Below are 13,674 nucleotides of genomic sequence, written 5' to 3'. Positions count from 1 at the left end.
TGCATGTCAGACGTAGCCGCAATCAACAAACTAGTAGAAAAGCACAACGCCCTTAAAGCAGAAATCGCCAAGGTGATCATCGGGCAGACCCTGGTCATCGATCAAATTCTTTTGAGCATTTACACGGGGGGGCACTCCCTGCTTATCGGTGTGCCGGGTTTGGCAAAGACGCTAATGGTCAACACCATCGCCCAGACCTTGGGCCTTGACTTTAAACGCATTCAATTTACACCGGATCTGATGCCCAGTGATATCTTGGGCAGCGAGGTTTTAGACCAAAACCGGAATTTCAAGTTCATCAAAGGGCCGATTTTCGCCAATATCATCTTGGCCGACGAGATCAACCGTACCCCGCCCAAAACGCAGGCGGCCCTGCTCGAAGCCATGCAAGAGCGATCGGTCACTATTGCCGGGCAGCGGCACAAACTGGAACTCCCTTATTTTGTTTTGGCAACACAGAACCCGATAGAGCAGGAGGGTACCTACCCATTGCCGGAAGCCCAGCTCGACCGTTTCATGTTCGCGATAGAACTGAAATATCCTTCGATAGCCGAAGAGATGCAAGTGGTGAAGCGCACAACTTCGGACGTTAATGTATCCGTCAACGCCCTTTTTAACGCCCAGGAAATTTTAGAGGTGCAGCATCTGGTCCGTCGTATCCCCGTACCGGACAATGTGGTGGAGTATGCCGTAAAATTGGTCAATAGCACCCGACCGAATTTAGAGTCCGCAACTGATTTTGTGAAACAGTTTATAGATTGGGGCGCTGGTCCCCGAGCCTCCCAGAATTTGATTTTGGGTGCAAAGGCACATGCGGCCATCCATGGAAAGTTCTCCCCCGATATCGAAGATGTACAGGCCGTTGCCATGGGTATCTTACGCCATCGTATCATCAAAAACTATAAGGCCGAGGCCGAAGGTATTTCGGAGGATGATATTGTTGTGAAGTTGTTGTAAATCACTACGCCGTCATGCGGAACGCAGCGAATCATCTTGCTGGCTCTTGCCTAAGCTAAGACGGGCGAATCGTTCTTAAGGCATCCGGCAGGCAATCAATTCACCCCTTACCCTGAAAGCGCTCGTAAGATGCCTCCTCCGTCGTCAAGACAAGATAATAATAAGTCATTGAAAGCAATGCTTACAAAAAAGGAACCTTTACTAATTAAGTCCTTTCTTCAACGCAGTGCCAAATCCTAAATATCCCTTGAAATCCATAAAATCCTAGTCCTTTTTTAGTAAATTTGTGAGACTGATAACTTAAAACAAAACATAGAATGGCATTCGACATAGATATGATCAAAGGGGTGTACGCCAAGATGGCCGAACGTGTGGACAAGGCACGTGAAGTAACCGGCAAACCCTTGACCCTTTCGGAGAAAATATTATACTCCCATTTGTGGGACGGTAATCCCACCAAGGCCTTTACCCGGGCCAAGGATTATGTCGATTTCGCTCCCGACCGTATCGCCTGCCAAGATGCTACGGCGCAAATGGCGCTGCTGCAATTTATGCAGGCCGGCAAGCCTCAAGTAGCCGTACCGACTACGGTACACTGCGATCACCTGATTCAGGCAAAAAGCGGTGCGGCTGCGGATTTGAAATCCGCCAATAGTACCAGTGCCGAAGTTTTCGATTTCTTGGAATCCGTTTCCAACAAATACGGCATCGGATTTTGGAAACCTGGAGCAGGTATCATCCACCAAGTAGTTTTGGAAAATTATGCGTTTCCCGGAGGGATGATGATCGGTACGGACTCACATACCGTAAATGCCGGTGGATTGGGGATGGTAGCTATCGGTGTGGGTGGTGCCGATGCCGTTGATGTGATGGCCGGAATGGCCTGGGAATTGAAATTCCCCAAACTTATCGGTGTGAAATTGACAGGAAATATCTCCGGATGGACCTCCGCCAAGGATGTTATTTTAAAGGTAGCCGGAATCCTCACCGTTAAGGGAGGTACCGGAGCCATAATAGAATATTTTGGCGAGGGTGCCAAGAATCTATCCTGTACGGGAAAAGGAACCATTTGTAACATGGGGGCCGAGGTAGGCGCAACGACCTCCACCTTTGGTTATGACGATTCTATGGAGCGTTACCTGCGGGCTACCGATAGAAGCGATATTGCCGATGAAGCCAACAAAGTACGCGAATATCTTACCGCCGACCCTGAAGTATATGATAATCCGGACAACTACTTCGACGAGCTGATCGAAATTAACCTGGATGAGTTAAGACCCCATTTAAACGGGCCTTTTACACCCGATTTAGCGACTCCCGTGGGTGAATTAGGGGTTAAAGCTAGAGAAAACAATTGGCCGATTAATGTCGATTGGGGGCTCATAGGGTCATGTACCAATTCCTCGTATGAAGATTTGACCCGTGCGGCCTCTATAGCCAAACAGGCCATTACAAAAAATATAAAACCGAAATCGGATTTCGGTATCAATCCCGGTTCTGAGCAAATCCGGTTCACCGCAGAGCGCGATGGCCTGCTCCAGATTTTTGAAGATCTGGGTGCGACCGTTTTTACCAATGCCTGTGGTCCGTGCATCGGACAATGGGATAGGAGTGATATGAAAGGTGACGAAAAAAATACCATTGTACACTCCTTTAACCGGAATTTCTCCAAAAGGGCCGATGGTAATCCCAATACCCACGCTTTTGTAGGTTCGCCCGAAATGGTCGCGGCGATAGCGATTTCCGGAAAACTGGATTTTGATCCTATGAACGATACGCTAATCAACGAAGATGGAGAAGAGGTAATGTTGGACGAGCCAATGGGTATCGAATTGCCCGTAAAGGGCTTCGAAGTCGAGGATGCCGGATATCTGGCACCCCGTGAAGACGGTTCGAGTGTCGATGTCAAAGTGGCCAAAGATTCTGAACGACTTCAGTTGTTAGAGCCGTTCGAGCCAATTACCCCAGATGAGCTACAAGGCGTGAAGCTGTTGATCAAGGCGTTTGGTAAATGTACTACAGACCATATTTCAATGGCCGGACCTTGGTTACGTTTTCGTGGCCATTTGGATAATATTGCCAATAATACCCTTATCGGCGCGGTCAATGCGTACAATAAAAAGACCAATTTTGTCAAGAGCCAATTGACCGGCGAATACGGCGGGGTACCCGATGTGCAAAGAACGTATAAGGCAAAGGGCATCAAGACCATTGTTGTCGGTGATCATAACTACGGTGAGGGGTCGTCGCGTGAACATGCGGCTATGCAGCCCCGTTTCTTGGGTGTTGCCGCCGTATTGGTGAAATCCTTCGCCCGTATCCATGAGACGAATTTGAAGAAACAGGGCATGTTGGGCCTGACCTTCGCCAACGAAAAGGATTATGATCTTATACAAGAGGATGATACCTTTAACTTTGTAGATATTGCGGACTTCGCACCAGATAAACAATTGACTATTGAAGTAGTGCATGGCGATGGAAGTAAGGATTCTATAAAAGCGAACCATACGTACAACGCAGCTCAGATTGGTTGGTTCAACGAAGGCTCGGCACTTAATGTCATCAAAAGGGAGAACGCGGCTTAGGGTCTGGTCAAAAACAGCGGGTACAATTGATAGGCAATTATGTTGTTTGTCAATAAGGATGAAAACGCGGCCTTAGCAACGTAACAGCGCGTATTTTCAACTCAGTTGGCGAGCAAATGTACCAGCATATATACGGGTTATTTTTAAACAAACCCTTAAGTCAAAACGTTAAATTAGTTAACGTCATAGCCAGCACAGCAAAGCAATCTATTGAACTTTTGTAAGAGTTCGATAGATTGTTTTTAGTAAATAGGCTTGCTGCAATATTGTCTATTTTGGGCGCAATGGTTCTTGCTTATCTGAATGTTCTCTCGTGAAAAGAAAAACGGTTTATACACTGCTTCTGATCCTCTTTATACTCTCTTTTTTCATGACCCCTTTGGGCGATTTCGCAAAAAGTGGTCTGATGCGATTGTTCGCTTCCACGCCGGATATTATTTCTTTTGAAAATCAAGAACAGCTGTCCAGTTACGATTGGCGGTTACGGGATGCCGAAGGAAACAATTTTAATTTTGAAAGGTCAAAAGGAAAAGTAGCCTTCGTCGATTTTTGGGCCACATGGCATACGCCCAGTACAGCGGAATTAAGGGATATTCAAAAGCTATATGATGACTATTCGGGCAAGGTAGACTTTTATATGGTTACCAACGAAGCGCAATTTCCCGTGGAGGAGTTTATGGGAAAAACGGACTATTCGTTTCCGATTACCTTTCGTAGTATGGACGAGCCGTCGCCACTTGAAATTCCCGATCCCGCAGGAACTTACCTCATCGATAAAACAGGAAGTATCGTAGTGAAATCCAAAGAAATGACGGATTGGTATAACAAAGAAGTCACCCAACTTTTGGATAGTCTGGTTGTGAAATAGACATGACATCGTTGTTTGGAATCGAGAATATCGGCTTTTGAGGTCAGATGAAGTCATTTCTCAACAGCATTGCAGGGCTACGGTTTTCAAAAATGTGGAGATAGAATCTCAAAATGTGATATTCATAGGTAAAAGAAAAAGTCTAAATGACCTCATATAATACTGAGAAGAGATAAAAGAAGGAGCTGAATACAGAGAGCGGATTTCGGTTCGATTTTTTAGTTTTAAAAATACGCAAACCTATGAAACGTTCGTTAGTAGTTAAATTTTCGATTGTATTTCTAGTCGGGCTTGGAGTTTACTTTTTTACGCCGTTAGGCCCAAAAGTGAGGGGGTACGCAGGTAGGTTGTGGTCTAAAAATGCAGTGGCCCTTAAAACCGATCGGCAGATTTCCGAAGATTCATATGTATGGCAATTGGCCGATACCGAGGGAAATGCATACGATTTTACAGAAGCGAAGGGCAAGGTGATTTTCCTAAACTTTTGGGCGACTTGGTGCGGCCCTTGTTTAAAGGAAATGCCGGATATTCAAAAGTTGTATACTGATTATGGCGAAAAGGTCGGTTTCTTTTTGGTTACGCAAGAAGAGACCGCAAAAGTGAATACTTTCCTGCAAAAAAAGGGGTACACGTTCCCGATATATTTTACCGATAAAGGAGATATCCCTGAGGAAATCGCATCCAAATCAATGCCTACTACCTACATCATAGGTAAATCCGGAAAAATTGCCCGAGCAGAAACCGGAGCTGCCAATTGGAATGGTTCTGAGGTACGTGGCCTATTGAATAGCTTGTTAGCGGAATAACCGATTACTTTTTAAAATACTTAAAGGGTACTATAAGCATACCGAAGCATTCCCCGTCATTTTTCCCCAAATGTTTGTGGTGCATCTTATGACCCCTTCGCACACCTTTCGCATACCAATTATTAGCATTTCGGAGAAGCTTAAAACGCTGGTGTATAAAAATGTCGTGTACAAAAAAGTAGGCGATACCGTAAGCGAGAATGCCAAAACCTAATGGCCAGCCGTACCAAAAATCGGTCTGGGCACCTAAATAAAAAAGTACCATACTGACCACTGCATAGAAAATAAAAAAGGCGTCGTTCCGCTCGAACCACGAATCATGATCTTTTTTATGATGGTCTTTGTGCAAGCTCCATAAAAATCCATGCATGATGTACTTATGCGTGAACCACGCCATAAACTCCATGAACAAAAATGTTCCTAAAAAAATCAGTATCCAAACTGCTATTTTCATTGTTGTACTAAATTATCGATTATCAAATTCTAATGTAATAAAATTAATTTCACTCTTCACTCTTCACTCTTCACTCTTTACCTTCCTCAAGCCTTACTCTTCAAACTTCACCTTCATCCTTCAACTTTAAAGCTGCCGAAGGCAGTATTGAATTCCGAACTCTTCAATCCAGGACCAATGTCCATTTTTCCTAAACTCCTAAACTCCTAAACCAATAAACTATAAACATTTTATCAGACCAATCTCAATTTAAATTTGACATAAGACCTGGCTAGGACGCCAAATTTTTGATAATCGGGAACGCGTATACGAGCGTTTTTAATCTCTAGGGGAGGGGTGTTCTGCAATTTTCTAAGCAACTTATGATAATACTTATATGCTGTGTATACCCCGAATTTGGCATCGTTGGGTAGTTTTACGATACCCGAATAGCCCAGTTCAAAATCGGCCTTGATTTCGTTTACTATTCTAGTTTTCGATATTTCGTCCAGTTTTTTAAGATCGGTATTCGGGAAATAACTACGGTTCAGGTCTTCGAAATCGGCTTTGAGATCTCTTAGAAAATTCACTTTTTGAAAAGCGGAGCCCAAAGCCATCGCACTTTGCTTAAGCGTGTGGTATTTTTTAGCATCCCCTTTAACAAACACCTTTAGACACATGAGTCCCACTACATCGGCCGAGCCGTAGATATACTCCCGGAACTCCTTTTCGGTACAATAAATGGTTTTGTTCAAATCCATTCGCATGCTTTTTAAGAAGGCGGCTACTAGATCATAGGAAATATCATATTTATGGTAGGTGTGTTGAAAAGCATTCAAAATGGGATTCAAACTGATTTTGTCTTCCAATGCTTCCTTCAGACTGGTCTCGAACCTTTCAAACAATATTTCTTTGTCATAGTCGTGAAAAGTGTCTACTATTTCATCGGCAAAGCGAACGAATCCATAGATATTATAAATATCCGAGCGAATCGCAGGGGCGAGCATTCTCGTGGCGAGGGCAAACGAAGTGCTGTACGATTGGGTTACGATTTTGCTGCACTGGTATGAAACTTGATCGAATGTGGCTTTCATAGCTAAGGGTTCGTTTTAAATTTTTTAAGAATCAGATCGGCTACTAATTTTCCCGAGATTAAAGCCGGGGGTACCCCAGGTCCCGGAACGGTCAACTGCCCAGTAAAAAATAAGTTTTTCACCTTACCGCTTTTCAGTTTAGGTCTTAAAAAGGCAGTTTGCGATAGGGTATTGGCCATCCCGTATGCGTTTCCGTTATACGAGTTGTATTGCTCTATAAAGTCGTTCACGCAGAAGGACTCCTTAAATATAATGTTATTTCTCACATCCTGCACAGTTATATCCTCAAATCTATCCATTATGATATCGAAATAGTTTGCCCTGAGTTCTGGGGTGTCCGATAGGCCGGGAGCAATCGGGACGAGAAAAAATGCCGTTTCGCAATTACCCGGCGCCATCTTGCTATCGGTCACGGATGGAAAGTTGGCGTAGAAAAGGGGATTGGTAGGCCATTGGGGCACATCATAAATTTCTTGGGCATGCTTTTCAAAATCCGTATCAAAAAACAGGTTGTGATGTTCTATATTTTTCAGCTTTTTATCAAATCCTATATAAAATAGGAGTGCTGATGGCGCAAAGGTTCGGCTTGCCCAATAGGCTTTCGAATATTGCCGATGCTCTTGGTCGATAAGCGTCTCCGAGTGGTGGTAATCGGCACCACTTAGTACGATATCGGAAGTTATGTGTTTTCCCTTGACCGAAATACCTATGGCTTTTTTGTTTTCCACGAGGATTTTTTCCACGGGGCTGTCGGTGTGTATGGTAGCTCCCAAGCTAACCGCCAGGGCTTTCATCGCTTTAATGATCTCGTACATGCCCCCTTGAGGATGCCAAGTGCCGAGTCCGAAATCGGCGAAGTTCATGAAACTGTAAAAAGAAGGCGTTTTACTCGGTTTGGCGCCCAAAAAAAGCACCGGAAACTCCAGGGTGGACACCAGTTTAGGATTTTTGAATTTCTTTCGTACCTCACCACTGATGGTCTTGAAGAACCGATCTACCCGCATCGCCGTCTCGGGCGTGACGAGTTCAAACGGGGAGAGACCTGGGCGCAAGACCACCTTATTGATGGCAATGTCGTAATTCTCTTGGGCCTCGGCAATAAACTTTTTTAGATGAACTGCACTGCCCGGTTCGATACGCTCGAATTCAGCGCATATCTTTTCCATGGAGTCACCAATAGTTATGGTATCGTTAGAAAAGAAGATTTTGTAGGCGGGATCGAGCTTGTCCAGTTGATAGTAATCCGAAGTTTTTTTTCCGAAATCCTCAAAAAAACTATCGAAAATATCGGGCATCCAATACCAACTGGGTCCCATATCGAAAGTGAAACCATCTCTTTTAAATTGCCTTGCCCTTCCACCGACGGTAGCGTTTTTTTCATAGATCGTCACCGTATGACCCGCTTTCGAAAGATAGCAAGCGGCAGCCAATGATGAAAATCCGGAACCGATGATGGAAATTATTTTTTGCATATAATGTTCAAGTTCTAATTTGAAGCAGTTAAAGTCTTTCGATAAGCCGATCGAGAGAAGGAAATATTTTCACGAAATCAGGTAGTTTTTTGTCGACTATGTACTGGGTCTGACGCCCTAAGAGCCAAAGGTGAGGGTTCGTGTACCCCTTGGTCATAGTGGTGAAATCTTGGATATACCCATCAATTTTATCTTTTGTAGGCACCACGGTGAGATAGGAAACAAAATAGAGATTGTCAAAGTATTTCATAATATCGGCCAAATTCGCCATGGGTACCGTCTGCCCAAGGTATATGGATTTATATCCCCTTAAAACGATTTCATAATTCAGGTATAGCAGCCAGATATCATGTATTTCGTTCTCGGGTAGAAAAGCAACGAATATCTTGTCTTTGTTCACCGGTTCAATGTGTTGCAGTTTTTCGGTATTCGCCGAAATCTTTTGCTTGATCAAGCAACCGATGAAGTGTTCGTGCGCGGCACTGATGGTATCCGTCTGCCATAGCATACCCAGTTCTTTGAGCAGGGGAATGAAAATATCACGAAATATTTCCCGGAACGAACGACCTGTCAATAAACCATTATAGGTTTTTGTGAAAAGAGCCTGATCAAAATTAATCATGGCAAGCTTAAAAGCGCTGATCGAATGGTTTTTGGAATTATTATCGGTAATTATTTCGCGCACCATTACGGGAATATTCTTTTCGGGAATTTCGGCGATTTTCGAAATTTTAAACCCACCGTTGTAAAGCAGGGTGATATTCAACAACTTCTGTAAACTATTAACACTGTATGAGCGGATGTTGGTACGCGTTCTTTCGGGGGATAATAAATTATACCTCTTTTCCCATATTCGGATAGTATGTGCCTTGATACCCGAAAGGTTCTCCAAATCTCGGATGCTAAAAGATTTTTTATGATTGTTCATTAATAAAGTTCAAACGTTAAACAAATTTACGATAAAATAGGAGCAGAAGAACAACTATACACTAATTTTTTGAATAATCCCAGTTATTTGATTGGTTTGGAATTTGAATGTAAGCGTAGACGTCCAGGCCCTTTTGAAGGTGATTAGAATTAACTAATTTCCATATTTGCAGTATACTGCAGTTCCATTTTTACCTGCCCTTGGCCGATTTTAGCGTCCAGGCACATCACAAGAAGATGATGTTAAATTTATTAACGAAAAGTGGGGCACTAAATTTATAAATCTTACGTTAGTTGTAGGATAAGTATATGCTAAATCCGTAAGGTGTCAAAATAATCGATGAACTGCCTGTTTTTTTAACATTAAAAATTGTATTCTGACATCGAACGAGATACTTTTGCACGTAATTAAGGCAGATTTATAAGGTGAATTACATTAAATTCAAAGATTCGTGAATCTTAGCTTTCATTATTATTTTTTTAAATTTTTAAAATCCCCCATATGAGAACAAAATTACAATTACTTATCCTATTTGTTTTAACAACTTATTATGCTATCGGACAATCCGAATGCACCCCAATTGCAGAAGTAAACTTTCCTGGTGGCAGGGTCGTCATGAGTTTTGACGGAAACGTACACGACGACGATGATATTGTAGCCATGGCCTATTCTGCCGGACTTTTCTGGGCGGCCGGTCTTCAAGACAAGGTGGTACAGATTGAGTACAACAACCATGTTTGCGATACTGGCGTGAATGAATCCGACGGAACCGGTGCCGGTGCCGGCGATGATAGCGCAAATATGAGGGCGACTGCTTCGGGTGCTATTTCTAATTTCGGATACAGTTCCACTATTTTTTACGATTATGAACGTCAAGGTTCGACATCGAGCGCTAAAATGGCTGCTGAAATAGAGAAATCAACAGCGTCGAATCCGCTTTGGATTCTTGCGGGAGGGCCTATGGAAACTGTTTGGCGCGGCTTCGAGCGGGCCAACAAGGGGTTTGACCATGTGGTAGTCATCTCCCATTCACGGTGGAACGAGAATCATACACATTGTAGCGATGCCCACAACTATAGCGACCTTAAAAATAAATATCAGGGAAAAGGGGTGTTCTTCGTCGAAAATTGTGATAACGGTGGATGCAGTAGTTCCAACAAACTTAACGACCAAAACGGAGGCTTTAACTCGGCCAAAAGCAATTGGGAATGGATGCGGAACAGTGATAAGGAATATAATCGTTGGATTTATAGCCGTAATCCGTGGAGCTCCCGTTTTGATCCCTCTGACGCAGGCATGGCCTATTTCTTGATTACCGGTGGGCCTTTCAACGGAGGCAACAAAACTCCGGATCATAACGATGCCAAAAAATTACTGGAAAACCCGTGTCAGAGCAAGGCTAAACCTGAAATAAACAAAGCGCCAGAGCTTAGTTTTAACTCTCCTTCGAACGGCCAGACCTTTAAGGCGGGGGCCAATATTGCGGTGGAAGGCGTTGCCAATGATTCCGATGGTTCCATTTCCGAAGTTGCCCTTTTTATAAACGATACTCCGGTCGGCAAAGATTACCAGGCCCCATACCAGTGGAGCGGCCAAGACGAAAATTTGGCCAATCTAAAAAAAGGAAACTATGTTCTAAAACTCGTGGCAAAGGATAACGACGGGGCGACAACCACTAAGACCCTACGCATTACCGTAGAGGAGGAGGAGACGAATACCGAAAACAGTACTCCCGTCGTCGTTTCAATCACATCCCCAAAAGATAACCAAACTTTTGCTGTGGGCGATCGTGTTGATATCGACGTATCCACCACCGAAAAGGGAAATGTCGTAAAGCACCAAATTTTCTTGAACGATAATCTGGTAGATACCGACGGTGATAATTTCACCTCCCATACCATTGAAAATATTCAAGAGGGAACCTATGACATTCGCGTCGAAGCTACAAACGAAGCGGGCGTCAAAGCGACTAAATCGGTTGCTATTAGTGTTGTAGGCATCAAAACCGACGATAAAGAGGAGGAAGTAAAGCCTGAACAAAATCCCGAGGAGGAAAAGCCTGAACAAAATCCAGATATCAAAACCTCTACGTTTAATTTTATTTCGCCTGCCGATAATGCTAATTTTGATGTTGGGGAAACCATAACTGTAGACCTGGCCCCCACCGCCAGCGGTAGCGATATCGTAAAATATCAGATTTTCGTTAACGAAAATTTGGTGGATACCGATCCTTCCAATTTTACCGCATATCGTATAACCCATGCCCAAAAAGGAACTTACACGGTAAGGGCTGAAGCCACGGAAGCCAGCGGGGCAAAGACCGTTAAAACTAGTATCGTGCAAGTAGGTGGTAATGAGAAACCAACGGTAGAGGTGCCCTCTGTAAATGAGACTCCGATACGCTTTTCCGTATCACCCGAAGACGGTTCCTCCTTTCTAGAAGGTACCAACGTATCGGTAAATGTTTCTGCCGCTGCAAACAGTAGCAGCATTATAAAGTATCAGATTTATGTAAACGGCAATCTAGTAGATACAGATCCCGCTTATTTTACGCCGTATGTGATTACCAATGTAGAACGCGGAACGTATGCCGTAAAAGTGGAGGTAACCGATGAAGATGGCCATAAAGAGACTAAAACGCTCCAATTCAATGTAGGCAGTACGTCCGTCGGTTTGGTTGCCCGGATAAATAATGACTCTGCAAACCTTTTGAACGATGAAAACCTATCGTTGCGAATTGCACCCAATCCTGTTGAAGGATCCCAAATGAACGTTTTCCAAAAAACAAGCAGTAATTTGCGGATAACGAGTGTTTATGGAGTGTTGGTTAAGCAAATAAACGATGCTGGCGAATCGGAAAGAATCGATGTTTCCGGTCTGGCACCGGGCTTATATATTTTAGAATCCGATACCGAAAAGGCCAAGTTTATCATTTCCGATTGAAATGCGTTGAAAAATCACTTCAAATCCCCCGCAACTGACCGATGAATATTCGGTTCAAAGAAAAAGCCCCGACAATCTTGTCAGGGCTTTTTTGTGTGCGCACGAGAAGACTCGAACTTCCACAACCTAATGGCCACCAGCCCCTCAAGCTGGCGCGTCTACCAATTCCGCCACGTGCGCATGTATTTATATTTAAGGGTGCAAATATAGTGCGGTTTGTGGTATCAAAAAATGTATTTTAATTATTTCTCCAATACTTCACCCAATCGATGATTGGGATACAGGTTTTTATTTCGCTATCTTAATGAAATAATTGTATGATTGGCTATCTTAATGAAATAATCTTTCAAGACAAAAAAAATTAAATGGACCGGAAAAACGTAATTCTATCACCGTTTATTATCCTGATTTTTATTCTGGTTTGTTCACCCTTATCAAAGCAGCAGACTCAAGAATCTCTGGATGCTGAAACCTTGCCCGAACCGTTAATTATGGCTTATTATGTACCAGAACGTAATTTTGAGCCGGAAGAGATTCCTGTCGAAAAGCTTACCCATATCATCTTCTCTTTCACTAATGTGATAGACGGGGAAATGAGATTGAGAAAGCCGGAGGTAGCGGGGCCAAAGCTGGAGGCCCTTGTCAGGCAAAAGAAACGCAATCCGGATTTAAAAGTAATGATCGCTTGTGGCGGGTGGGGCGCTGATGGATTTTCGGACATGGCGCTGACCGAAGAGAGCCGCACAAAATTTATTAATAGTGCCTCGGAATTTATAAAGAGGTATCAGCTAGACGGTATGGACATGGACTGGGAGTATCCGGGAATATCTGGTGCCGGTACCATGGCGCGTGAAGGAGACACTCAAAATTTCACTGCCCTTATGAAGGGCCTTCGCGGGATGCTGGACACCTTTAAGACACCCAAGGTACTTACCTTCGCCTCGGCAGGCTGGAAGCGGTACTATGATCACATCGAAATGGGCGAGGTAATGAAATATGCCGATTACACCAACGTAATGACTTATGACCAGGTATCCGGGGTATCCGAATATACGGGACATCATACGCCGTTAAGGGACGTCCGTAGTCAAAATATCACAGGTACCCCGTTCCATGATTATCTAGACAGCTTGTATCAGACGGGTGCCAATTCCGATCCCCATCCGCGCTCGTCACAAAAAATTGTGGATTTTCTGATCAAAGAAGGTGTCGATCCGAAACAGATAGTGATTGGAGGCGCCTTCTACGGCAGGGTCTGGAAAGGTGTGCCGCCGGAAAACCACGGACTGTACCAGAAAAGCGGAGGCATCCATATTGGGTGGATCCCCTATCACCAGATTCGAAAATCTTATGAACCGGACCCTGATTTTCAGCGCTATTGGGATGATAGCGCCAAAGCACCATTTATGTACAATTCAGTGGATAGCTTAATGGTCTCCTATGACGATACGGTGTCAGTAGCGCAAAAAACCGAATACGTCAAGGCAAAAGGCTTGGGCGGCATTATGTTCTGGGAATTGGGGAATGATACCAAGGAAGAGGGAAGTCTGCTCGACGCAATATATGAGGCCGCACAAGAGTGAAAACA

At 43.9% G+C, this 13,674-nt stretch carries 10 protein-coding genes and 1 tRNA gene; 6 read left to right on the top strand and 5 right to left on the bottom strand.

What is annotated here, in order from left to right; genetic code table 11:
• The first annotated feature begins 3 nt into the window (after positions 1-3).
• From BLT07_RS18895 to BLT07_RS18880, 4 genes are all read left to right on the top strand, one after another.
• Entirely contained in the window at positions 4-957 is a 954-nt protein-coding gene (locus BLT07_RS18895) for an AAA family ATPase (RefSeq protein WP_091873647.1), read from the top strand.
• Between the two features lie 317 nt (positions 958-1,274).
• Positions 1,275-3,542, top strand: a complete 2,268-nt coding sequence (locus BLT07_RS18890) for an aconitate hydratase (protein ID WP_091873644.1) — start codon at positions 1,275-1,277, stop codon at positions 3,540-3,542.
• 313 nt (positions 3,543-3,855) lie between these two features.
• Positions 3,856-4,410: a TlpA family protein disulfide reductase gene (locus tag BLT07_RS18885; RefSeq protein WP_245726603.1), complete on the top strand. Its 555-nt coding sequence runs from the start codon at positions 3,856-3,858 to the stop codon at positions 4,408-4,410.
• A 242-nt stretch (positions 4,411-4,652) separates the two neighbouring features.
• Entirely contained in the window at positions 4,653-5,216 is a 564-nt protein-coding gene (locus BLT07_RS18880) for a TlpA family protein disulfide reductase (RefSeq protein ID WP_091873642.1), read from the top strand.
• A gap of 4 nt (positions 5,217-5,220) precedes the next feature.
• Here BLT07_RS18880 and BLT07_RS18875 read toward each other — a convergent pair whose 3' ends face one another.
• From BLT07_RS18875 to BLT07_RS18860, 4 genes are all read right to left on the bottom strand, one after another.
• Positions 5,221-5,670: a sterol desaturase family protein gene (locus BLT07_RS18875; RefSeq protein ID WP_091873639.1), complete on the bottom strand. Its 450-nt coding sequence runs from the start codon at positions 5,668-5,670 to the stop codon at positions 5,221-5,223.
• Positions 5,671-5,903: 233 nt separating this feature from the next.
• Positions 5,904-6,743, bottom strand: a complete 840-nt coding sequence (locus tag BLT07_RS18870) for a phytoene/squalene synthase family protein (RefSeq protein WP_091873637.1) — start codon at positions 6,741-6,743, stop codon at positions 5,904-5,906.
• 2 nt (positions 6,744-6,745) lie between these two features.
• Entirely contained in the window at positions 6,746-8,215 is a 1,470-nt protein-coding gene (locus BLT07_RS18865; protein ID WP_091873635.1) for a phytoene desaturase family protein, read from the bottom strand.
• 28 nt (positions 8,216-8,243) lie between these two features.
• The gene (locus tag BLT07_RS18860; RefSeq protein ID WP_091873633.1) at positions 8,244-9,143 is read right to left on the bottom strand and encodes a MerR family transcriptional regulator; all 900 of its coding nucleotides are present in this window, start codon (positions 9,141-9,143) and stop codon (positions 8,244-8,246) included.
• Positions 9,144-9,644: 501 nt separating this feature from the next.
• Here BLT07_RS18860 and BLT07_RS18855 point away from each other — a divergent pair.
• A complete protein-coding gene (locus tag BLT07_RS18855; RefSeq protein ID WP_091873630.1) occupies positions 9,645-12,086 on the top strand; it encodes an Ig-like domain-containing protein in 2,442 nt (813 codons plus the stop codon).
• A gap of 96 nt (positions 12,087-12,182) precedes the next feature.
• Here the strand turns inward: BLT07_RS18855 and BLT07_RS18850 are convergent.
• Positions 12,183-12,266 (bottom strand) — tRNA-Leu (locus BLT07_RS18850).
• A 185-nt stretch (positions 12,267-12,451) separates the two neighbouring features.
• On the opposite strand from BLT07_RS18850, the gene BLT07_RS18845 reads away from it, so the two are divergent.
• Positions 12,452-13,669 carry a glycoside hydrolase family 18 protein gene (locus BLT07_RS18845; protein WP_091873628.1) on the top strand — a complete coding sequence of 406 codons (1,218 nt, stop codon included), beginning with the start codon at positions 12,452-12,454 and terminating at the stop codon, positions 13,667-13,669.
• Positions 13,670-13,674: the final 5 nt, after the last annotated feature.

Origin of the sequence: Pricia antarctica (assembly GCF_900101815.1) — a bacterium.
Classification (GTDB): domain Bacteria; phylum Bacteroidota; class Bacteroidia; order Flavobacteriales; family Flavobacteriaceae; genus Pricia; species Pricia antarctica.
This window is presented reverse-complemented; position numbering and strand designations above follow the sequence as displayed.